Annotated in this window: 18 protein-coding genes; 13 read left to right on the top strand and 5 right to left on the bottom strand. The window is 71.0% G+C overall.

The features are described 5' to 3' along the window. The first annotated feature begins 230 nt into the window (after window positions 1–230). From ACH4T9_RS17745 to ACH4T9_RS17725, 5 genes are all read left to right on the top strand, one after another. Window positions 231–1523 carry an extracellular solute-binding protein gene (locus tag ACH4T9_RS17745; protein ID WP_396672360.1) on the top strand — a complete coding sequence of 431 codons (1293 nt, stop codon included), beginning with the start codon at window positions 231–233 and terminating at the stop codon, window positions 1521–1523. Window positions 1524–1578: 55 nt separating this feature from the next. Continuing rightward, window positions 1579–2577, top strand: coding sequence for a carbohydrate ABC transporter permease (locus tag ACH4T9_RS17740; protein WP_396672361.1), 999 nt, complete (start codon window positions 1579–1581; stop codon window positions 2575–2577). Continuing rightward, a complete protein-coding gene (locus ACH4T9_RS17735) occupies window positions 2574–3413 on the top strand; it encodes a carbohydrate ABC transporter permease (protein ID WP_396672362.1) in 840 nt (279 codons plus the stop codon). The genes ACH4T9_RS17740 and ACH4T9_RS17735 overlap by 4 nt, the downstream gene beginning before the upstream one ends. A 96-nt stretch (window positions 3414–3509) precedes the next feature. Further along, complete coding sequence (locus tag ACH4T9_RS17730; protein WP_396672558.1) at window positions 3510–4496, top strand: LacI family DNA-binding transcriptional regulator; 987 nt, start codon at window positions 3510–3512, stop codon at window positions 4494–4496. Further along, entirely contained in the window at window positions 4493–5134 is a 642-nt protein-coding gene (locus ACH4T9_RS17725; protein ID WP_396672363.1) for a M23 family metallopeptidase, read from the top strand. The genes ACH4T9_RS17730 and ACH4T9_RS17725 overlap by 4 nt, the downstream gene beginning before the upstream one ends. A 76-nt stretch (window positions 5135–5210) precedes the next feature. Here ACH4T9_RS17725 and ACH4T9_RS17720 read toward each other — a convergent pair whose 3' ends face one another. Beyond that, the gene (locus tag ACH4T9_RS17720; RefSeq protein WP_396672364.1) at window positions 5211–5954 is read right to left on the bottom strand and encodes a YqjF family protein; all 744 of its coding nucleotides are present in this window, start codon (window positions 5952–5954) and stop codon (window positions 5211–5213) included. Window positions 5955–6171: 217 nt separating this feature from the next. Between ACH4T9_RS17720 and ACH4T9_RS17715 the strand changes: the two genes are divergently transcribed. Further along, window positions 6172–8430, top strand: coding sequence for a catalase (locus ACH4T9_RS17715; RefSeq protein ID WP_396672365.1), 2259 nt, complete (start codon window positions 6172–6174; stop codon window positions 8428–8430). Window positions 8431–8682: 252 nt separating this feature from the next. Here the strand turns inward: ACH4T9_RS17715 and gmd are convergent, their stop codons facing one another. From gmd to ACH4T9_RS17700, 3 genes are all read right to left on the bottom strand, one after another. Further along, window positions 8683–9720: a GDP-mannose 4,6-dehydratase gene (gene gmd, locus ACH4T9_RS17710; RefSeq protein ID WP_396672366.1), complete on the bottom strand. Its 1038-nt coding sequence runs from the start codon at window positions 9718–9720 to the stop codon at window positions 8683–8685. Window positions 9721–9750: 30 nt separating this feature from the next. Further along, window positions 9751–10971 carry a class I SAM-dependent methyltransferase gene (locus ACH4T9_RS17705; protein WP_396672367.1) on the bottom strand — a complete coding sequence of 407 codons (1221 nt, stop codon included), beginning with the start codon at window positions 10969–10971 and terminating at the stop codon, window positions 9751–9753. A 103-nt stretch (window positions 10972–11074) separates the two neighbouring features. Next, window positions 11075–11626, bottom strand: coding sequence for an NUDIX domain-containing protein (locus tag ACH4T9_RS17700; RefSeq protein ID WP_396672368.1), 552 nt, complete (start codon window positions 11624–11626; stop codon window positions 11075–11077). A 619-nt stretch (window positions 11627–12245) separates the two neighbouring features. Between ACH4T9_RS17700 and mmsA the strand changes: the two genes are divergently transcribed. The 4 genes from mmsA (at window position 12246) to ACH4T9_RS17680 (ending at window position 17618) form a co-directional block, all read left to right on the top strand. Next, window positions 12246–13793 carry a multiple monosaccharide ABC transporter ATP-binding protein gene (gene mmsA, locus ACH4T9_RS17695; RefSeq protein WP_396672369.1) on the top strand — a complete coding sequence of 516 codons (1548 nt, stop codon included), beginning with the start codon at window positions 12246–12248 and terminating at the stop codon, window positions 13791–13793. Then, complete coding sequence (gene mmsB, locus ACH4T9_RS17690; RefSeq protein ID WP_396672370.1) at window positions 13790–15088, top strand: multiple monosaccharide ABC transporter permease; 1299 nt, start codon at window positions 13790–13792, stop codon at window positions 15086–15088. Before mmsA ends, mmsB begins: the two co-directional genes overlap by 4 nt. A gap of 53 nt (window positions 15089–15141) precedes the next feature. Then, entirely contained in the window at window positions 15142–16242 is a 1101-nt protein-coding gene (locus ACH4T9_RS17685) for a substrate-binding domain-containing protein (RefSeq protein WP_396672371.1), read from the top strand. 110 nt (window positions 16243–16352) lie between these two features. Next, a complete protein-coding gene (locus tag ACH4T9_RS17680) occupies window positions 16353–17618 on the top strand; it encodes an ROK family protein (RefSeq protein WP_396672372.1) in 1266 nt (421 codons plus the stop codon). A gap of 3 nt (window positions 17619–17621) precedes the next feature. Here the strand turns inward: ACH4T9_RS17680 and ACH4T9_RS17675 are convergent, their stop codons facing one another. Further along, on the bottom strand, window positions 17622–18239 hold the full coding sequence (locus ACH4T9_RS17675; protein ID WP_396672373.1) for a TetR/AcrR family transcriptional regulator: 618 nt from the start codon (window positions 18237–18239) through the stop codon (window positions 17622–17624). 109 nt (window positions 18240–18348) lie between these two features. Here ACH4T9_RS17675 and ACH4T9_RS17670 point away from each other — a divergent pair, with 109 nt between their 5' ends. The 3 genes from ACH4T9_RS17670 to ACH4T9_RS17660 all read left to right on the top strand — a co-directional run bounded on the left by ACH4T9_RS17670 (window position 18349) and on the right by ACH4T9_RS17660 (window position 21460). Next, window positions 18349–18816, top strand: coding sequence for a MarR family winged helix-turn-helix transcriptional regulator (locus ACH4T9_RS17670; protein WP_396672374.1), 468 nt, complete (start codon window positions 18349–18351; stop codon window positions 18814–18816). Continuing rightward, window positions 18813–20456, top strand: coding sequence for an MDR family MFS transporter (locus tag ACH4T9_RS17665; protein WP_396672375.1), 1644 nt, complete (start codon window positions 18813–18815; stop codon window positions 20454–20456). The genes ACH4T9_RS17670 and ACH4T9_RS17665 overlap by 4 nt, the downstream gene beginning before the upstream one ends. Before the next feature lie 152 nt (window positions 20457–20608). Continuing rightward, the gene (locus tag ACH4T9_RS17660) at window positions 20609–21460 is read left to right on the top strand and encodes a phosphatase PAP2 family protein (RefSeq protein WP_396672376.1); all 852 of its coding nucleotides are present in this window, start codon (window positions 20609–20611) and stop codon (window positions 21458–21460) included. Window positions 21461–21740: the final 280 nt, after the last annotated feature.

Here is a 21740-nt window from a genome sequence, read left to right as displayed (position 1 = left end):
CTCGGCAAACTTCCGGATGCTCTATCCGGAATCTCGATGGATGCCGACCACGGTAGCCGTTTGTGTCGCCATAGGACAGACCCCTTGACCCGGGTAGAAGCTACGTCGTAGCGTGCCGGCCATCGATCGGTAATACCGACCGAAGCACCGAAAGTTCCGGAGATCCACCTTCGATACCCGCCGGCTGGATCGGCATCCGAGCACCTCGTGAGTCCCCGAAGGGATGGACCATGACCGCGCACCTCTCCCGCAGAACGCTGCTCGGCCTCGTCGGCGCCGGTGCCGGCGCCTATCTGCTCACCGGCTGCGGCGATGGGGAGTCCGGCGACCCGGACGCTCCGCAGGCCGTCAACTGGTGGCACATCCAGAACACCGAGCCGATGCTGCCGGTGTGGGCGGCGATGGCCCAGGAGTACCACGGCGCACACCCCACCGTCACCGTCGAGGTCCAGCCGCTGGAGAACGAGGCGTTCAAGGCCAAGCTGACCACCGCCACCCAGGCCGGGTCCCCGCCCGACCTGTTCCAGTCCTGGGGCGGCGGCGTGCTCAAGCAGCAGGTGGACGCGGGCCTGGTCAAGGACCTCACCGACGACGTGCGGCCCTGGATCGGCGGCCTGCTGCCCGCCGCCGTGCAGCCGTTCACCGTCGACGGCAAGATCTACGGCGTCCCGTTCGACGTCGGCATGGTCGGCTTCTGGTACAACAAGGACCTCTTCGCCTCCGCGGGCGTCACCGCCGCACCCACCACCTGGGCCGGGGTCCTCGACGCGGTCCGCAGGCTCAAGGCCGCCGGGACCGTTCCGATCGCGCTGGCCGGCAAGGAGAAGTGGCCGGCCCACTACTACTGGGCGTACCTGGCCATGCGCATCGGCGGGCTCGGCGCCCTGCAACAGGCCGCCAAGGACAACAACTTCGACACCCCCGACTTCGTCGCAGCCGGCGACCGGCTCAAGGAACTGGTCGACCTGCAACCGTTCCAGAAGGGCTTCCTCGGCGCGGACTACAGCTCACCGGACGGGCAGGCCGCGACCATGGGCAACGGTCGCGCGGCCATGGAACTGATGGGCCAGTGGGCCCCGTCGGTGCAGGCCTCGGCCTCCACCGGCAAGAAGGGCCTCGGCGACAAGCTCGGCTTCTTCCCGTTCCCCGCCGTCGACGGCGGCAAGGGCTCCGCCTCGGAGGCGTTCGGCGGCGGCAACGGCTTCGCCGTCGGTAAGGACGCCCCCGCCGCGGCCGTCGACTTCCTCAAGACCCTGCTCACCGCCGACAACCAGCGCAGGGCCGCCAGGACCGGCGCGGTGCTGCCGACGGTCAGGGACGCCACCGACGCCATCTCCGACCCCAACAACAAGGTCGTCGCGGCGAGCCTGGCCGGTGCCACCGGCTTCCAGCTCTACCTCGACCAGGCGTACCCGCCCGCAGTCGGCCAGCAGGTCAACGACAGCGTCGCCGAGCTGATCGCCGGCTCCAAGACGCCCGCGCAGATCGTCAAGGACATCACCACGGTGGCGAAGAGCCAGTAGGCATGGCCACCCCCCGCCGACCCGTTGCCGGTTGCGAGAATGGAGTGGAGCAGGCATGACCAGGCCATCGACCGTGCCGCACAGGTGGCACGGCGACAAGGCGACCGACCCGTCGGCACCGGGGCCGGACGCCACGCGGTGGCGCGCCCGCCGGCCCCGGCCGGGCCGCCGGGGCGTCCTCGCCGCCTTCCTGACCCCGTCCCTGGTGCTCTTCCTGCTGCTGGTCATCGCCCCGATCGTGGTGGCCAGCTACGCCAGCCTGTACAAGTGGAACGGCTTCGGGCTGCCGGAGAACTACGTCGGGCTGGACAACTACACCCGCGCCTTCCGCGACCCGACCTTCCGTGGTGACCTGTGGCGCGGACTCGTGCTGATCGTGCTGTCGCTGGTGGTCCAGCTGCCCGCCGCGCTGGGCCTGGCCATGCTCCTCAACCAGCCGTTGCGGGGTCGCGGCGTCTACCGGCTGGTGTTCTTCGCCCCGTACGTGCTCTCCGAGGTCACCACCGCGGTCCTGTTCACCCTGGTCTTCTCGCCCAACCGGGGGCTGGGCGAGGCGATCTCGCGGTGGCTGGGCGCCGACGCCGGGGCGGTCTTCGCCGACCCGGACACCGTGCTGGTCGCCGTCTTCATGGTCGTCTCCTGGAAGTACTTCGGCCTGTACATGATGCTCTTCCTGGCCGCCCGGCAGGGCATCCCCAAGGAACTGTCCGAGGCGGCCACCACCGACGGCGCCAGCTCCTGGCAGGCATTCCGGCACGTCACCCTGCCCCTGCTCGGGCCGACGATCCGGATCAGCGTGTTCCTGTCGGTCATCGGCACCATCCAGCTGTTCGACATGGTCTGGGTGCTCACCGGCGGCGGCCCGATCCACTCCTCGGAGACCATGGCGGTGACGATGTACCAGTACGGCTTCCGCCGCTTCGAGGTCGGCTACGCCAGCGCGATCAGCATCGTCATGTTCGTCCTGAGTCTCGTCTTCGCCCTCTTCTACCAGCGCGTCGTCATGCGCCGCGACACCGAGGGCGCGATCACCACCCAGGGAGCCCAGCGATGACCGGCCCTGCGAACCCGGCCCTGCGGGCCCGCCGCCTCGCACTGCACCTCGTCTGCGTCGCCGTCGGCGCGCTCATCGTCGTACCGGTCTGGTTCGGGGTGCTCGGCGGGTTCAAGGACAACGGGCAGCTCTCCACCAACCCGCTCGGCTGGCCCGACCCCTGGGTGACCGGGAACTACACCGGCATCCTCGCCTCCGGCGTGTTCTGGCGACAGCTCGGCAACAGCGTCCTCATCGCCGTGACCAGCGCCCTCGTCGTCGTCGGCGCGGCGGCGACGGCCTCGTTCGTCTTCGCGCGCTTCGCCTTCCGGGGCCGGGAACTGCTGTTCACCCTGTTCGCGGTCGGGCTGATGTTCCCGTTCGCGGTGGCCATCCTGCCGCTGTTCGTCCTGCTGCGCGGCCTGGGCCTGCTGGACAACCCGCTCGGGGTGATCCTGCCCCAGGCCGCGTTCGGGCTGCCGGTCACCATCATCATCCTGCGCCAGTTCTTCCGCACCATCCCCGGCGAGGTCGAGGAGGCCGCGATCCTCGACGGGTGCACCCCCTTCGGGTTCTTCTGGCGGATCCTGCTACCGATGGCCCGGCCCGCCCTGGCCACCGTGTCGGTGCTGGCCGTCGTGACCAGTTGGAACAACTTCATGCTTCCGCTGGTCGTGTTCACCGACCAGAGCTGGTGGACCCTTCCCGTCGGGGTCCAGGCATTCCAGGGCCAGTACGCCGACGACACCGCACGGGTGCTCGCGTACGTGGTGCTGTCCATGCTGCCGGCGCTGGGTTTCTACGCCGTGGCCGAACGCCAGCTCATCGGCGGCCTGGCCGGCAGCGTGAAGGGGTGAGGCGCACCCGCTGCGGTAGCCTTCTGCGACCGTAGGCTCCCCAAGGCGAAAGGGCGGACCGTGGGCCCCGACAACAGCCGGAACGTCACCATCGCGATGATCGCGCGCCTGGCCGGCGTCTCCGTGCCCACCGTCTCCCGGGTCATCAACGGCCGCTCCGACGTCGCCCCCCAGACCCGGGAACGCGTCGAGGAACTGCTCACGCGGCACGGCTACCGCCGCCGTTCGCCGCGCCGTCGGCCCAGTACCGCCCTGATCGACCTGGTCTTCAACGACCTCGACAGCCCCTGGGCGGTGGAGATCATCCGAGGGGTGGAGGACGTCGCGCACAGCAGCGGAGCCGGCACCGTCGTCTCGGCCATCCACCGGCGCACCTCCTCGGCCAAGCAGTGGCTCGACAACATGCGTACCCGCTCGACCGAAGGGGTCATCTTCGTGACCTCGATGGTCGCGCCCCCGTTGCAGGCCGAGCTGCGCCGGCTCAACGTTCCGGTGGTCATCGTCGACCCCGCCGGGGTGGCCCCGCAGGAGGCGCCCACCATCGGCGCCACCAACTGGGCGGGCAGCCTCGGCGCCAACCAGTACCTGCTCGGCCTCGGTCACCGCCGCATCGGCTTCATCGCCGGCCCGCCGCAGCTGATGTGCAGCCGCGCGCGGATGGACGGCTACCGGGCGGCGCTCGACGCGGCCGGCGTCGCCGTCGACGACGCGCTGATCCGCCCCGGCAACTTCTACCACGAGTCCGGCTACGCCGCCGGCACACAACTGCTGGCGCTGCCCGACCCGCCGAGCGCCATCTTCGCCTCCAGCGACCAGATGGCGCTCGGCGTCTACGAGGCGGTCCGCAAACGTGGCCTACGGGTGCCCGACGACATCAGCGTGGTCGGCTTCGACGACCTGCCCGAGGTCCGGTGGTGCTCCCCGCCGCTGACCACGGTCCGCCAACCGCTGGCCGAGATGGGCATGCTGGCCGCGCGCACCGTGCTGCGGCTGGCCCAGGGCGAGAAGATCGAGAGCCCCCGCCTCGAACTCGCCACCGAACTCGTCGTACGCGACAGCACCGCACCACCCCGTCAGCGATGACGCCCGGCCAGCCGACCAGCCCGCGCGCCCGCCGCAACCGACTCCTTCGCGCCGGCCTCGCGCTCGGCGCGCTCGCGGCCGTCGTCGTCGCCGCCGCGGTCGTCGTCCCGCTGCTGCTGCCGCCGGGCCCGCGCCCGTCCTTCCAGCTCCCCGTCGCGTGCGGCGAGACCTGGCAGCTCGGCACCTACCCGGGCCACGACGACTACGACGTCGACCTGTTCCCCACCGAGGGCGAGGCGTGGGGGCGGCCGGTGCTCGCGTCCGACGCGGGCACGGTCACCGAGGCGGGGATCAACGGGTCCCTCGGCGGGCGCACCCCTGACGACCCGGACGGCCCGCGCGGCCGGGGCGGCGGGTACTGGGTGAAGATCGACCACGGCGGCAAGTGGGAGACGCAGTACCTCCACCTGCTCGAACCGCCGCTGGTCCGGGTCGGTCAGCGGGTGGCCCGGGGCGAGCAGCTCGGGCGGGTCGGCAGCACCGGCAACTCCGGGGCGCCGCACCTGCACTACGAGCAGCACCGGGGCTGGCAGAAGGTGGAGACCCACTTCGACGGCTCACCGTCGGGCATCACCCACGACGACACCGAGTACACGGTCACGCGTACCAGCAACAACTGCGGCCCCGGGGCGCCGTAGCCGCTGACCGCCGGCCGGCTCTGCGGTGTCGATCGTGGACCGCGCCCTCCGCGCCTCGCGGTTGGGCGCGGCGTGGTCAGCCGGTCCGGGGCAGGGCGGCCGGTGGGCCGAACGCGACCGGGACGCCGGGGGAGTGGAGCACGCTCACCGGCGGACCGGCCGGCGCCGGCAGCCCGGCGGCGGTGACCAGCTCGTCGTCCAGGTGCAGCAGCTCGGCCCGGTGCAGCGGCCAGCGTGGATGCCAGTTCGGCAGGTGCAGAGTGCGGCCGTACGCCCGGGTGTGCAGCGCCCAGCGGGCGGTGACGAAGTGTTCCAGCGGGGTCGGATCGGTGATCGGCCCGCCCACCCGGACGACCATCCGGCTCGTCGTGCCGGCCGGGCCGGGCCAGCGACGCCGGCACCGGTAGGTGAGGAGGTCGCCGTCGCGGTCCATCCGCATCGACGACCACAGGTACGGCAGCCGCAGGGTCGCCCGGGCGACCAGCACCGGGACGAGCCGAGAGGCGTCGAGCGAGCGGAACACCACTGCCCGGCGGCCGGTGTCGTCGACCGAGTAGAGCCGCACGTTGGTCTCCCAGAAGGTGCCGAGGTACGGCACCCCCGGTCCCCGGCCGAGGCCCAGCCCGACCATCCGGAAGCCGATCAGCCCGACGTGGGCGACCCCGTCGAGGGTGTCCGGGCGGGTGCCGGCGGGCAGCAGCGGCGCGACGAGTTCCGGTTCGACCGCCCAGTGCAGGAAGGTGAGGTCCTCCCAGCGCTGCCGCAGGACCCTCCGGCGGAACGTTCGATCGGGTGCGGGATCGACCCGCTCGATGTCCACGCGCCCATCGTGCCGCCCGTCGGACCCGCCGGGCAACAGTCACTCGGCGAGACCCGTGGCGGCGCGGCTGCCGCAGGTGCGGGTGGGCTGCATCACCGGTGAGCGCCGGTCCGGTGGCCTGTCCGTGCCGGAACACGCCCGGTCCGTTTTGCTCGCGCGAACGGGGGTACCGCGCAGGAGCCTGCAAAACAGCCGCTCCACGGAGGTAACAGACTAAATGAGCAGCAATCCCGCTAAGGCGGTTAAGGGTGTCGTGGAGGCAGCCACGGGAAAGGTGGCCGACATCCTGACCCCGGACGTGCCCGGCGCGCCGGGCAGCGCCCCACCGACCGCCGCGGAGCCGACGACGCCACACGACCCGCTGCCACCGAAGAAGGAGCAGGGGGCCCCGGAGACGCGCACCCCGACCGGCGCGAGAACCGGCGCGCCGTCGACCGCGAACGGACAGCAGGGCGCCTTCCTCACCACCTCGCAGGGGGCGCGGCTGCGCGACACGGACCACTCGCTGAGGGCCGGGCCGCGCGGCCCGGTGCTGCTCCAGGACCACCATCTGCGCGAGAAGATCACCCACTTCGACCACGAGCGCATCCCCGAGCGCGTCGTGCACGCCCGGGGGGCCGGGGCGCACGGCGTGTTCACCGCCTACGGCACCGCCGAGGCGGTCACGAGGGCCGGCTTCCTCAAGAAGGGGCGGGAGACCGACGTCTTCGTCCGGTTCTCCACCGTCCTCGGCTCGCGCGGCTCGGCCGACACGGTCCGCGACACCCGCGGCTTCGCGACGAAGTTCTACACCGACGAGGGCACGTTCGACCTGGTCGCCAACAACATTCCGGTCTTCTTCATCCAGGACGCCATCAAGTTCCCCGACGTCATCCACGCCGGCAAGCCGCACCCCGACCGGGAGATCCCACAGGCCCAGAGCGCGCACGACACGTTCTGGGACTTCGTCTCCCTGCACACCGAGGCGCAGCACCACACGATGTGGAACATGTCCGACCGGGGCATCCCGCGCTCGTTCCGGACGATGGAGGGTTTCGGCGTGCACTCCTTCCGGCTGGTCAACGAAGCCGGGGAGACCGTGCTGGCCAAGTTCCACTGGAAGCCCAAGCTGGGCGTGCACTCCCTGACCTGGGAGGAGGCGCAGCTGCTCGGCGGCATCGACCCGGACTTCCACCGCCGGGACCTGTACGACGCGATCGAGGCCGGCGCGTACCCGGAGTGGGAGCTCGGCATCCAGGTCTTCCCCGACACGCCGGAGGAGACGTTCGCCGGGATCGACCTGCTCGACCCGACCAAGATCGTGCCGGAGGAGCTCGCCCCGGTGCAGCCGATCGGGAAGCTGACGCTCAACCGCACGCCGACGAACTTCTTCGCCGAGACCGAGCAGGTCGCCTTCCACGTCGGCCACCTGCCGCCGGGGATCGACGTCACCAACGACCCGCTGCTGCAGGGCCGGCTGTTCTCGTACGTGGACACGCAGCTCACCCGGCTGGGCGGCCCGAACTTCTCGCAGATCCCGATCAACCGCCCGCACGCCGCGGTCAACGACATGCTGCGCGACGGTTTCCACCAGCACGCCGTCCACGCCGGGGTGGCGCCGTACCGGCCGAACTCGCTCGACGGCGGCAACCCCTTCCCGGCCGGCGACGCCGAGCACGCGTTCGTCGACGTGCCGGTGACGGTGGCGGAGGCGCCCAAGGTGCGCGCGAACCCGGCCTCGTTCGACGACCACCACAGCCAGGTCCGCCTGTTCTGGCTGAGCATGGCGCCGGTCGAGAAGGAGCACATCATCCGTGCCTACACCTTCGAGCTGGGCAAGTGCTACCACCAGGCGATCAAGGAGCGTCAGCTCCAGAGCCTCGCCAACATCGACCCGGTGCTCTGCGCTCAGGTGGCCACCGGCCTGGGCCTCCCCGCGCCGGAGCCGACCATGCCGCTCGCCGACGTCGCGCCGAGCCCCGCGCTGTCCCAGGTCGGCCGGCTGTGGCCGACCGACGGGCGAACGATCGGAATCGTCGTCGGCCCCGACAGCGACCTCGACGGCGTCGGCCAGGTGCGCCGCGAGGTGCTCGCCGCCGGCATGGTGCCGCTGCTGATCGCCCCGCACGGCGGCAAGGTCGGGGACCTGCCCGTGCAGCGGACCTTCGCCACCGGCCGGTCGGTCGAGTTCGACGCGCTGCTGCTGGCCGGGGCGCCGGCGCCGGCGCCCGACGCGCTCCCCGCGCGCGACGCCAAGGCGGGCGCGGCGGACCCCACGTCCGTGGACCCGCGCGTGCTGCTCCTGGTCGAGGAGTGCTGGCGGCACGCCAAGGCCGTCGGCGCGTGGGGCGACGGCGTCACGGTGCTGGACCAGGCGGGGGTGACGGGCACGCCGGGCGTGGTCACGGGCGGCTCCGGAACCGAGGTCTTCACCACCGTGGGGCAGTTGCTGGCCGCGCACCGGGTGTGGGAGCGGTTCCCCGCATCCGTCGCCTGACAGGCCCGTCCGTTCGCCGACGAGGGGTCGTCCTCCGCATCGCCGGAGGGCGGCCCCTGTCCCGTCGTACGGCCCGCGCCCGCGTCGGGTGAGCCGGCAGCCGTCGCCGGCCCGCCGGTGGGCGGGGGGACGCCGGCCCGGCCGGTGGACGCACGGCTGGCTGCAGGACCGCCAGCTCCCGCCACCGGCCCCCGCCAACCCGGCCGGCGGGCGCGACACCCGGGTCGCCTGGTCGGCGGGTCCGTCGGCGCGTCAGCCGGGACCGCCCGCCTGACGAACTACGTCGTCCGGCGACCGTTCGGCCGGGCCGTGCCCCTCCCGCCTCGCGTCGGCGAGGTCGGCGTCGACCATCGTCTCCACGAGAGATCGGAATTCGCTGCGGGGCTTCCACCCGAGCCGGGACCGGGCCTTCGACGCGTCACCGACCAGCAGGTCGACCTCGGCGGGGCGGAACAGGCGCGGGTCCTGCGCGACGTGCCTGGCCCAGTCCCCGATCCCGACGCGGTGGAAGGCGACGTCGAGCAGGTCGCGCACGGAGTGGGTGACGCCGGTGGCGATCACGTAGTCGTCCGGCTCAGCCTGCTGAAGCATCAGCCACATGGCCTCGACGTAATCGCCGGCGAAGCCCCAGTCCCGGCGTGCCTCCAGGTTGCCCAGCGTGATCCTGTCCTGTAGGCCGAGGGCGATGCGGGCCACGCCGCGGGTGACCTTCCGGGTGACGAACTCGTGGCCGCGCCGAGGGCTCTCGTGGTTGAACAGGATCCCCGAGCAGGCGTGGGCGCCGTACGACTCGCGGTAGTTGACGGTCATGAAGTGGCCGAAGACCTTCGCGACCCCGTACGGCGAGCGGGGGTGGAAGGGGGTCGTCTCGGTCTGCGGAATTTCGCGGACCTTGCCGAACATCTCCGAGCTCGACGCCTGGTAGAAGCGGACGCGGCCCATCTCGTTGTGGGTGTGGATCTGGATCGCCTCGAGCATCCGTAGCACCCCGATCCCGGTGATCTCGCTCGTCAGCTCGGCCTGTTGCCAGGACATGCCCACGAAGCTGACCGCGCCCAGGTTGTAGACCTCGTCGGGCTGGGCGGTGTCCAGGGCGCTGATCAGGCTCGGCAGGTCGCGGAGGTCGCCGTCCAGCAGCCGCACCGACGGAACGATCTGCTTCACCCGGGGGACCCGGGGATTGTTCTGTCCCCGGACCAGGCCGAACACCTCGTAGCCCTTCGCGATCAGCAGCTCGGCCAGATAGAGGCCGTCCTGACCGGTGACTCCCGTGATGAGAGCGCGTGGCACGTGAACTCCTCGTCGGCCCCGGCGGGCCACCTAGGCCCCGTCCTGACCGACGATCTCCAGGTCCGGCAACGGGAATATCAGCTTCCCGCCCTTCTCCAGGTATGCGCGTTCGCGTTCGACGAACACCTCCCGGAAGAACCACGGCGCGACCAGCATGTACTCCGGGTGGTCCGAGCGGGCCTGTTCCTCCGAGATGATCGGGACGCCGATGGAGGCGATCCTGCGGCCGATCTTGGCGGCCTGGCGTTCGACGGCGAAGGGCAGGTCCGTCACGTCCAGGTCGGCCGCCTGCCAGATGGTGCCGCCCCGGGTGCTGGCGCCGTAGATGTAGCAGCGCTGCCCGGCGGCGTTGATGCCGTCGATCAGCCGACGCAGGCCCTCGAACGCCTTCCTCGCCCGCGCCGCGAACCCGAGCCAGACCTCGGGCCGGTGCAACGCGGCCTCCCCCTCGCGGCGCCGCTGCCGCGCCACGGAGTCCTCGACCGGCCGGCTGCCCCGACGGGAGACCAGGGTGCGGAACGACCCGCCGTTCACCGTGGACAGCCGTACGTCGTTGACCTCCAGGCCGTGCCGGTGCAGCAGGCTCTCCAGGGCCGTCAGCGACCAGTAGGTGAGGTGCTCGTGGCACACGTTGTCGACCGCGCCGAGCTCGACCATGGTCAGGGCGTAGTTCTGCTGGATCAGCCAGACGCCGTCGTCGGCGAGGACCCTGGCGACGTCGGCCACGAAGTGGTTCGGGTCGTCCAGGTCGTAGAACATGGAGACGCTGGTGACGACGTCGAACCTTTCGTACCCCCCGGCGGGGTGCGCGGCGCGGAAGTGCCGGGAGTCGAAGAAGTCCGTGACGACGCGGTCGGCGTGCCGGCCGGACTCCCGGGCGAAGGCGCGCACCGGGTCCACGCCGACCCGGTGCACCCGCTCGGGCACGAACGACAGCAGCGTGCCGTCGTTGCAGGCGATGTCCAGCCACCGCCGCGCGTCCGGCCGGCTGTCCAGCGCGTGGTTCACCACGGTCCGCAGGTCCTCGCGGATCGCCTCGTTGGTGCCGGACCGGAAGCCGTAGCGATCGTGGTACATCAGCTCGCGGGGGGTGGTGTCCCGCAGTTGCGCCAGTCCGCACTGCTCGCACAGCACCAGTACCAGCGGCCACCGGGGCGGACGGAGGTCGTCGTCCCGGAAGTCGCTGAGGTACTGGTCGCCGAGGTCGAGGACTTCGGTGAGCCCGGTGGCGTGACAGGATCGGCAGATCACAGGTGCCTCCAACGGCCTGGTTCGTCGGGTGCTGGGCGTGCGGGCGGCCACCCGCCGGGACGGCCGCGCACCCGCCCCGGGCCGCCCGCCGCCGGGCCCGGCCTCAGAGCAGGTGCGCGTTGCGCAGCACGACGGGAAGGAACGGGTGCAGCAGGCCGGACCCGGACTCCTCGAGCTGCCGCAGGTCCGCCCGGGAGTGCCAGCGGACCCAGCCGTGGGTCCGGTCGGCGGGGGTCAGCGAGCGGGCCTCCTCGTCGGTGCACTGGTACGTCATCAGTGTCAGGATGGTCTGGAAGCCACGCTCCTCGGGGGGAACGCTCCTGGTGCCCCACCTGACGTTGTAGGTGTGGTTCAGGACCAGCCGGGAACGATCGGCGTCGAGGTGTAGTTCCCGCCGCAGCGCCCGGACCGCGCTGTCGGTGAGCGTCTCGCCCACCTTCATCCGGCCGCCGAAGACCCAGAACATGTTCCGCAGCGGCAGGTCCTCCCGGTAACCGAGCAGCACCCGACCGTCCGCGGTGTGCGGTATGACATCGACGTTGGCCTGCACCAGGTTGTCCAGTGCTCGTGCGTAGTCGTCCTCGGCCAGGCCGAACTCGGGCACCTCTCGGTGCGTGAAATCATCTTCCACGAGCTCGTGGATCACAGGTTTCACAGGGCACGCTCCTGGCCGTGGCGTACGGGTTGGTCCCGCCCGGTGGCGGGTCTCGGCGCGCCCTCGCTCGGAAGGGCCCCGGGAACACCCGGTGGGGGGTGACTGGGCGGTGTGAGCCGCCCGGCGAGGTTGGTCGGTGACGTGACCGCGGAGGGCGGAGGCCGGCCGCGGCAACGCTGGGATTCGGAACTGTCGGTGACCGTTTGACAGCAGCGCGTCAACTGTTCCACACGCATAGCCGGCTGTCCATACCCTGCCGTGCAACTACCACGGTGCCGGCGGAACGCTCGCCGGGCGGTGGGCGCATCGGCCGTCTACCGTTGTCCTTCGGCCCGTGGTTCCGCGCGGTTCGGGACGCGGCCGTGTCGCCGTGCGTCCGCGCTCCGTGCGGGCGGACGCATCGGTGGTGGGCTGTTCGACGGCCCTCCGGTGGTGCCGGCGTGGCGAGTGGTGCGGATGACGCCCAGCTACCCCCCGCATTGCCGGATTGTTACATCTTCGGGCCGGCCGAGCCTTGCGGTTGACCCTTCGCCGGAATACGTTGCCTCCAACAACAAAACCAGGTGAGGGTTTTTCCCCTTCCGGAGGTATCGATGATGTTGGCGAGGTGGTGCGAACGATGAGCGGCGTACCCATCCTCCTGGAGATGCGCTCCATCACCAAGGAGTTCCCCGGAGTCAAGGCCCTCGCCGACGTCAACCTGGTGGTGCGCGCCGGCGAGATCCACGCCATCTGTGGCGAGAACGGCGCCGGCAAGTCCACGCTGATGAAGGTGCTCAGTGGGGTCTATCCGTACGGCACCTACGACGGCCAGATCATTTACCAGGGCGCGGAGACCCGCTTCTCCGACATCCGCGCGAGCGAGAGCGCGGGGATCGTGATCATCCACCAGGAGCTCGCGCTCATCCCGGACATGTCGATCACCGAGAACATCTTCCTCGGCAACGAGCCGCGCAGGCGGGGCGCGATCGACTGGAAGTCCGCGAACCGGATGGCGCTGGACCTGATGGCCCGGGTCGGCCTGACGGAGAACCCGGACACCCTGATCAAGGACATCGGTGTCGGCAAGCAGCAGCTCGTGGAGATCGCCAAGGCGTTCGCCAAGGACGTGAAGCTGCTCATCCTGGACGAGCCGACCGCCGCGCTGAACGAGGCCGATTCCCGGCACCTGCTGGACCTGCTGCGCGGCTTCCGCGCCCGGGGCATCACCTCAATCATGATCTCCCACAAGCTGAACGAGATCGAGGCGATCGCCGACCAGATCACCATCCTGCGAGACGGCCGGACCGTCGAGACCCTCGACGTCAAGGCCGACGGCGTCGACGAGGACCGGATCGTGCGGGGCATGGTCGGCCGCGAGCTCAGCAGCCGGTTCCCGGACCACACCCCGAAGATCGGCGAGGTCTTCTTCGAGGTCCGCGACTGGAACGTCCGGCACCCGATCTCCGCCGAGCGCCAGGTCTGCAAGAACGAGAGCTTCGTCGTACGGCGCGGCGAGATCGTCGGCTTCGCCGGGCTGATGGGCGCGGGCCGCACCGAGCTGGCCATGAGCGTCTTCGGCCGCTCCTACGGGGTGTACGAGTCCGGCACGATCGTCAAGGACGGCAAGGAGATCGTGCTCAAGTCGGTGGCGGACGCGATCGCCCACGGGCTCGCGTACGTCAGCGAGGACCGCAAGGCGATCGGCCTGAACCTGCTCGACGACATCAAGACCTCGACGGTGGCCGCCAAGCTGTCCAAGATCTCGCACCACGGCGTGCTCGACGAGGTCGCCCAGTACCAGGCTGCCGAGGCGTACCGCAAGGAGTTGCGGACCAAGGCCCCGACGGTCGACGAGGGCGTCTCCAAGCTCTCCGGCGGCAACCAGCAGAAGGTCGTCCTGGCGAAGTGGATGTTCACGGACCCGGACCTGCTGATCCTCGACGAACCGACCCGCGGCATCGACGTGGGCGCCAAGTACGAGATCTACGGCATCATCCAGCGGCTCGCCGACCAGGGGAAGGGCGTCGTCGTCATCTCCTCGGAACTGCCTGAGCTGATCGGGCTCTGCGACCGCATCTACACCGTGTTCGAAGGCGCCATCACGGGCGAGATCGCCCGGGCCGATGCGGACCCGGAGACCCTCATGAAGCAGATGACCTCGACGAAGAAGATGCAGACACGATGAGCCGGATCAAGGACCTTCAGAAGAACCTGTTCGGAGGCACGACCTCCAACGCCCGTCAGTTCGGGATGATCTTCACACTGGTCGCGATCGTCGTCCTTTTCCAGATCCTGACCGACGGCCTGACCCTGCGATCGGACAACCTGATCGCGCTGTTCCAGCAGAACTCGTACATCCTCATCCTGGCCATCGGCATGCTGATGGTGATCGTCGCCGGGCACATCGACCTGTCGGTCGGCTCGGTCGCCGCGATCGCCGGCATCCTGGTGGCCAAGTCGATGGCCGACTGGTCCCTGCCCTGGCCGGCCGCCATCGCGTTCGGCCTGGTGATCGGTGCGGTGATCGGCGCCTGGCAGGGCTTCTGGGTGGCCTACGTCGGAGTGCCGGCGTTCATCGTCACCCTGGCGGGCATGCTGCTCTTCCGGGGCGGCAACCAGTTCATCGGCAACGCGAACACCATTCCGGTGCCCGAGGGCTTCCGGGTGATCGGCTCCGGGTTCCTGCCCGAGGTCGGCCCGAACACCGGCTACAACAACCTGACGCTGCTGCTGGGCCTGGCCGCGTGCGCGGCCGTGGTGTGGCGGGAGCTCCAGTCGCGCCGGACGCGCCGGGAGATGGACGCCGACGCGGCCCCGATGTGGATCTCGATCCTGCGGATGGCCGTGATGATCGGCGTGATCGTCTTCGCCTCGCTGCGCTTCGCCAGCGGTCGCGTCGGCACCAGCTTCCCGGTCTCCGGCATCATCCTGGTGGCCCTGGTGCTCGCGTACTCCTTCTACACCCGCAACACGGCGGGCGGCCGGCACATCTACGCGGTGGGCGGCAACTCCCGGGCCGCCGAGCTGTCCGGCGTCAAGCTCAAGCGGGTCAACTTCTTCGTCATGATGAACATGTCCGTGCTGGCAGCCCTGGCCGGCATGATCTTCGTGGCCCGTTCGGCGGCCTCCGGTCCGCAGGACGGTAACGGCTGGGAACTGGACGCGATCGCCGCGGTGTTCATCGGTGGCGCGGCCGTCGCCGGCGGCATCGGGACCATCAGCGGCTCGATCGTCGGTGGTCTGGTCATGGCCGTGCTCAACAACGGCCTGCAACTGATGGGCGTCGGCACCGACCGCGTCCAGATCATCAAGGGCCTGGTCCTGCTGTTGGCCGTCGCGATCGACGTCTACAACAAGAGCCAGGGACGGTTCTCCGTCATCGGCAGCCTCACGCGCGCGTTCCGCCGTGACGGTTCCGGCCCCCCCACCGCGTCACCCAAGGTGGACCGCGAGCCCGGCCGCACCAAGGTGCCCGGCTGACGCCCACCGACCTTCTCTTCCCGTATCACCTCCGTAGAAGGGCATTACTGCTCATGCGCAACTTCCTCGGCAAGTCGGTGGCCATCGGTGCCATCGCAGCGCTGGCCCTCACCGCCTGCGGCTCCGGCCGCGACGAGGAGTCCGGCAGCTCCGGCGGCGACGCCAAGGGCTTCGCGGCCAACTCCCTGATCGGCGTGGCCCTTCCGGCCAAGACCTCGGAGAACTGGGTCCTCGCCGGTGACCTGTTCACCAACGGCCTCAAGGAGGCCGGGTTCACCAGCGACGTGCAGTACGCGGGCGCGTCGACCACGGTCGCCGACCAGCAGGCGCAGATCACCGCCATGGTCACCAAGGGCGCCAAGGTCATCGTCATCGGCGCGACCGACGCCGCGCAGCTGTCGACCCAGGTCGCCGCGGCCCACCAGGCGGGCGTGAAGGTCATCGCCTACGACCGGCTCATCACCAACACCCCGGACCTCGACTACTACGTCGCGTTCGACAACTTCAAGGTCGGCCAGCTCCAGGGCCAGGCCCTGCTGGACGGCATGAAGGCCAAGAAGCCGAACGGCCCGTACAACATCGAGCTCTTCTCCGGCTCGCCGGACGACAACAACGCCGGTGTCTTCTTCAACGGCGCGATGGACGTGCTCAAGCCGGAGATCGACAAGGGCAACGTCGTCGTCGGCTCGAAGCAGGTCGACGTCAAGCAGACCGCCATCCAGGGCTGGAAGGCCGAGGGTGCGCAGGCCCGCATGGACCAGCTGCTGACCTCGACGTACGGCAGCAAGGAGCTGGACGGCGTCCTGTCCCCGAACGACACGCTCGGCCGCGCGATCATCACCTCGATCAAGGGTGCCAACAAGCCGATCCCGGTCGTCACCGGCCAGGACTCCGAGGTGGAGTCGGTCAAGTCCATCATGGCCGGCGAGCAGTACATGACGATCAACAAGGACACCCGGAACCTGGTCAAGCAGACCATCACCATGGTGAAGTCCCTGCAGGCCGGCGAGACGCCCGAGGTGAACGACACCAAGTCCTACAACAACGGCAGCAAGGTCGTCGACACGTACCTGCTCCCGCCGGTCGCCGTCACCAAGGCCAACGCGGCCGAGGCCTACGCGAACGACCCGAAGCTCGCGCCGCTCACCAAGTGAGCACCGCGAGGTAGCCAGCGGCGAAGGGTCCCGGAGTCCACGTCCGGGGCCCTTCGCCGTGACAGCGTCCACCAGCGACGCCGAGCCGACCCGGGGGAGGAGGCCCGACCGTGGCGACACCCACCCGGTCCGGGCAGGCGCGGGTCGGCCGCGACCCGGACCTTGCCGCGCCGGGGGCGCCCGGCGTGACCCAGGAGGAGACCCGCCGGCGGAACCTCGGCGCCGTGCTGCGTCACGTCCACGTGCACGGCCCGACGTCCCGCGCCGAGCTGACCAGCCGGCTCGGCCTCAACCGCAGCACCATCGGGGCGCTCGCGGCCGACCTCGCCGCCGCCGGGCTGGTCACCGAGGAGACGCCGACCACCGTCCACCGGGCAGGGCGGCCGTCGCTGGTGGTGCGCCCCCGCTCGGAACAGGTGTACACGCACGCGTTGAGCGTCGAGGCGGACCGGCTACGCGCCGCCCGCATCGGCCTCGGCGGTCGCATCCTCGACCTGCGCGAGGTCGAAAGGCCCGGTGGGATGTCCACCTTCGACGCGATCGGCCCGCTGGCCGGTCTGGTCCGCGACATGCAGCGCGCCGTCACCGGCGACGCGCTGCTGGTGGGCGGCGCGGTCGCGGTGACCGACACGACCCGTGACCGCGACGGGAGGATCCGGGTCGGCGGACCCGACGAGGCGCTGCGTGCCGCGTTCGAGGCCGGAATCGCCGCGGGCCCGGGTCTCGTCGCCGGGGACCTGGCCGACATCGCCGGCGTGGCCGAACACGTCCGGGGCGTGGCGGTGGGCGTCGACGACCTCGTCTACCTGCACGGCGATCTCGGGGTCAGCGCCGGCATCATCGTCGGCGGCCGGCTGGTGGCCGGCCACCGGGGGCATGGCGGCAAGGTCGGCCACATGGTGGTCAACCCGTACGGTCTGCCCTGTGGCTGCGGCTCACGCGGCTGCTGGGAGACCGAGATCGGTGGGGCGGCGCTGCTGCGGCATGCCGGCCGGGAGCGGGCCGGGCTGCCGGCGGTCGTCGAGGTCCTGCGCGCGGCGGCCGGTGGCGACCGCGCCGCCCAGGCGGCGGTGCGGCAGGTCGCCGACTGGCTCGGCTTCGGCGTGGCAAACCTCGCCAACGTGGTCAATCCGGGCGTTGTGGTGTTCGGCGGCTCGTTACGCGACATCTACGCCGTCGGGGCGGACACCGTCCGCCGTCGCCTGGACGCCATGGTGCTGCCCGCCTTCCGCGAGCACCTGCGGCTGCGGGTGGCGACGCTCGGCCGCGACGCCGCCCTGATCGGGGCTGCCGAGATGGCCTTCGCCGAACTGCTGGCGGACCCGCTGAAGGTCGGGGCGGCGGGCCGGTCGGGCACCGACCCCGCACCGGCCTGATAGTCAGTCGGTGCCGGTTGCCCGGCTCGGGGTGCCGGTTGCGGGCGCCGCCTCGGCGAGCGCGATCCGGATCGTGTCGAGCAGCGGACCGTCTGGGTGCTCGATCCACTGCTGGAGGGCGACGCGCAGGGTGGCCAGGCAGGTCGCCGCCAGGACCCGCGCCCGCAGGGCCACCTCCGGTCCGGTCAGCCGGTGCGTCAGCTCGGCGGCCAGTTCCCGTTCGACCGTCGTGTACGCCGCCACCTGGTGGGCGAGCAGGCCCGGGTGCCCGCGCACCCGTCGGCGTTGGGCCAGCCAGGACGGCGTCAGGTCGCCGTACACCTCGGTGGTGAAGCGCTCCGCCGCGCGACTGAGCACCGTCCACGGCTGCTCGTCGGCCGGCTGGTCCCGGATCAGTTCCAGCATCCGGCGCAGCCGCACGGTGTCGCCGTGGAAGATCGCCTCCTCCTTGCTGGAGAAGTAGTTGGAGAACGTCCGCCGGGACACGTCCGCGGCATCGGCGATCGCCTCGACGGTCACCCGGTCGAGGCCCTCCTCGGCGGCGAGGCGCAGGGCCGCCTCGTGCAGGGCGAGGCGGGTGGCCGCCTTCTTGCGTTCCCGTAGCCCGGTGGCCTCGTCCATGCGGTCAGGCTACGCGATGGTGACCTAGTTCTCAATGCGCAAACTTGCCCGCTGCGCAAGATTGCTGGATAGTTGCATGCGGCAACCATCGGGCACCGGGAGGACAAGCGTGGAAACCACCGCCCGTGAACTCGTGATCCGGATGTTCGGCCTGCTCAAGAGCGTGCGGATGATCAAGCAGCGGCGGGCCGACGACCGGCCGTCCGTGCCGATCGGCCTGGTCGGCATGCTCATCCAGATCGACCAGGCCGCCACCGGCTGCCATGCCAGGGAGTTGGCCTCCCGCACCGGGCTCGACCCGTCGACCGTCAGCCGCGCCGTCGCCTCGCTCGTCTCGCACGGCCTGGTCGAGCGGCGTACCGACCCGGCCGACCGGCGGGCCAGCTGGCTGGCAACCACCCCGAAGGGCCAGAGCGCCCTGGCCGACGCCCACGGCTGGTACGCCGAACTGATCGAGCGGGCGCTCGCCGACTGGACCCCCGGCGAGGTGACGGCGCTGTGCGCCGCACTCGGCCGGTTCACCCGCGACCTCGATGTCGCCCTCGAAACCAACGACAACCTGGAGGACGCGCGATGAGCGCACCCACCGCCACGGCGGCAGACGCGCCGATGACCCATCGGCAGACGCTGGAGGCACTCAGCGGACTGCTGCTGGTGCTCTTCGTCGCCATGCTGAGCGGCACGGTCGTCTCGACGGCGCTGCCGAAGATCATCGGGGCGTTGGACGGCTCGCAGATCCAGTACACCTGGGTGGTCACGGCCACCCTGCTCACCGCGACGGCCACCACCCCGATCTGGGGCAAGTTGGCCGACCTGTTCAACAAGAAGACCCTGGTGCAGGTAGCCATCGTCGTCTTCCTGGTCGGCTCGGTGGTCGCCGGCTTCGCACAGAGCGCCGGCCAGCTCATCGCCGCCCGCGCTTTCCAGGGCATCGGCGTCGGCGGCCTGCAGGCCCTCGTCCAGGTCGCCATCGCGGCGATGATCCCGCCCCGCGAGCGCGGCCGGTACAACGGCTACCTCGGTGGCGTGATGGCCGTCGCGACGGTCGGCGGACCGTTGCTCGGCGGGCTCATCGTCGACACGTCCTGGCTCGGCTGGCGCTGGTGCTTCTTCGTCGGCGTGCCCGTCGCCGCGATCGCGCTGGTTCTGCTCCAGATGACCCTGCGGCTGCCCACCGTCCGGCGCGAGAACGTCAAGATCGACTATCTGGGCGCGAGCCTGATCGCCGCCGGCGTCAGCGTGCTGCTGATCTGGATCTCGTTCGTCGACAGCTCGTTCGCGTGGGTGTCCTGGCAGTCCGGCGCGATGGTCGGCGGCACCGTCCTCCTGCTGGGCCTGGCTGTCTGGGTCGAGTCGCGGGCGGCCGAGCCGGTCGTCCCGCTCAGCATCATCCGGCAACGCACCACGGCCCTCGCCATCCTCGGCAGCCTCGCGGTCGGCATGGCCATGTTCGGCGGCGCCGTCTTCCTCGGCCAGTACTTCCAGATCGGGCGCGGCTACAGCCCCACCGAGGCGGGCCTGCTCACCATCCCGATGATGGCCGGCGTCCTCGGCTCGTCCATCATCGCCGGCCGCATGATCACCAACTCCGGCAAGCTCAAGCCGTACATCGTCTTCGGGGCGGTCGTCCTCGTCATCGGGTTCGGCATGCTCGGCACCATCGACCACGAAACGTCGCTCGTCCTGGTCAGCGTGGCCATGTTCATCGTCGGCACCGGCGTCGGCATGACCATGCAGAACCTCGTCCTCGCCGTGCAGAACACCGTGGCGCTCAAGGACATCGGCGCGGCCAGCTCCACCGTCGCGTTCTTCCGTTCCCTCGGCGGCACCATCGGCGTCTCCGTGCTCGGCGCCGTCCTCGCCCGCCGGGTCAGCGACCAGGTCACCCACGACCTCACCGCCGCGGGGATCCCCGCATCCGGCAGTGGGGGCGGCAGCCTCAACCTCGAGGTCCTACCCGAGCCCGTGGCGAACATCATCCGCGCGGCGTACGGCGACGCCACCGGGCACATCTTCCTCATCTCGGCAGCCATCGCCGTCGTCGGCATCATCGCGGCGCTCCTGCTCAAGCCGGTCAACCTGCGCACGAGCCTCGACCTGCCCGACCCGGCGAAGTTCGCGGCCGTCGGCGCCGACGCCGTCGACGGCGCGCCCGCCTCCGACCAGGTGAGCGTCGGCTCCGGCGGGACGAGGCGCCCACCCGCCGCCGGCGCCTGACGTACGACCCGGCGCTTGACCTACATACCCGGGGCCGCCACCGTCCGACGACGGTGGCGGCCCCGGCCTGTGTGGAGCGCCGGGGCGGGCGTACGCTGCCGATCCGCTTAGCGAGGGCCGTCACCCACGGCCGTGACCGAGTCGAGGGACCCGTGGAAACTGCCGAGGCCGCACCGGCTCCGCTCGCGGTGCCCGGCCGGCGGCGCGGCCCGCTGCACCGGGCGATGCGCGAGCTGACGCTCGTGGCCGTGCTGTTCCTGGCGTACAAGGTGGCTCGCGTCGCCGTGGTCGGCCGGGCGGCGACCGCGGTGGAGAACGGGGAGTTCATTTGGCGCCTGGAGCGGCTGCTCCGGCTGCCCAGCGAGGCCGCCCTCCAGCTCCCACTGCTCGCGGGCGACCTGCCGGTGCGCCTGGCCAACAGCTACTACGCCTACGTGCACTTCCCGGCCACGGCGGCGTGCCTGGTGTGGCTGTACCTGCGCCGCCCCGCGCACTACCGCTGGACGCGCCGAGCGCTGGCCGGGCTCACCGCCGCCGCGCTGGCCCTGCACCTGCTCGTGCCGCTGGCTCCGCCCCGGCTGACCCCGCTGACCGGAATGGTCGACACCGGCAGCCGGTACGGGCCCGCCGTCTACGGCGCACCCGGCGCCGACGAGCTGAGCAACCAGTACGCCGCCATGCCATCCCTGCACGTCGGCTGGGCCGTCGCCGTAGCCGTCGCGCTCGTCGCGGCCACCGCCGGGCGGCTGCGCTGGCTGTGGCTGGCGCACCCGATCGCCACGGTGCTGGTCGTCGTCGGCACGGGCAACCACTACTGGCTGGACGGCGTCGTGGCCGCCGCCCTGCTCGCCCTGGTCCTGTTCCTGCTGCCCGGGCCTGTCCCCGCCCGCCGGTCCGCCGGCGGACCCCGGAGCGACCCCGCCGCTTCGGGCCGGACGGCGGGGCCGGCCCGGTGCCGGGCGGCGTCCCGTCGCGGTGCGCGGCGGCGGGTACGGGCGCGGTGAGGGCGTCGGCCGGGGAATCCGGGCCCCAGTAACTTTCGTCACAGCCTGCAATCGGCCCACCGGGGCCCGAGGCGAATGGTCCCACGGCGCGGATTCCCTTTGCCAGCGGGCGTCACCGGGTCCCCGGTGCCCCCTCGGCGGCACTGGGGACGGCCACGGAACTGCTCAGCCCTGTCTGCGCAGAGTGACGGACTGCGGCCCATTCGGGCCGGTGGTGGCCCGTCGCGGTAGCCGGCAGGTGCCCGGGCTTGTGCGGCTCACTACCCTGTTCATGTTCATC

This window comes from Micromonospora sp. NPDC020750, from assembly GCF_044334565.1.
GTDB lineage: Bacteria > Actinomycetota > Actinomycetes > Mycobacteriales > Micromonosporaceae > Micromonospora.
Note: the sequence above shows the minus strand (reverse complement) of the source record. Positions and strands in the feature narration are given on the sequence as shown.

Excerpts from the sequence above, each read along its gene's own strand:
- ACH4T9_RS17745 (WP_396672360.1), top strand. The coding sequence starts at position 231 with ATGACCGCGCACCTCTCCCGCAGAACGCTGCTCGGCCTCGTCGGCGCC.
- ACH4T9_RS17740 (WP_396672361.1), top strand. The coding sequence starts at position 1,579 with ATGACCAGGCCATCGACCGTGCCGCACAGGTGGCACGGCGACAAGGCG.
- ACH4T9_RS17735 (WP_396672362.1), top strand. The coding sequence starts at position 2,574 with ATGACCGGCCCTGCGAACCCGGCCCTGCGGGCCCGCCGCCTCGCACTG.
- ACH4T9_RS17730 (WP_396672558.1), top strand. The coding sequence starts at position 3,510 with ATGATCGCGCGCCTGGCCGGCGTCTCCGTGCCCACCGTCTCCCGGGTC.
- ACH4T9_RS17725 (WP_396672363.1), top strand. The coding sequence starts at position 4,493 with ATGACGCCCGGCCAGCCGACCAGCCCGCGCGCCCGCCGCAACCGACTC.
- ACH4T9_RS17715 (WP_396672365.1), top strand. The coding sequence starts at position 6,172 with ATGAGCAGCAATCCCGCTAAGGCGGTTAAGGGTGTCGTGGAGGCAGCC.
- mmsA (WP_396672369.1), top strand. The coding sequence starts at position 12,246 with ATGAGCGGCGTACCCATCCTCCTGGAGATGCGCTCCATCACCAAGGAG.
- mmsB (WP_396672370.1), top strand. The coding sequence starts at position 13,790 with ATGAGCCGGATCAAGGACCTTCAGAAGAACCTGTTCGGAGGCACGACC.
- ACH4T9_RS17685 (WP_396672371.1), top strand. The coding sequence starts at position 15,142 with ATGCGCAACTTCCTCGGCAAGTCGGTGGCCATCGGTGCCATCGCAGCG.
- ACH4T9_RS17675 (WP_396672373.1), bottom strand. The coding sequence starts at position 18,239 with ATGGACGAGGCCACCGGGCTACGGGAACGCAAGAAGGCGGCCACCCGC.
- ACH4T9_RS17665 (WP_396672375.1), top strand. The coding sequence starts at position 18,813 with ATGAGCGCACCCACCGCCACGGCGGCAGACGCGCCGATGACCCATCGG.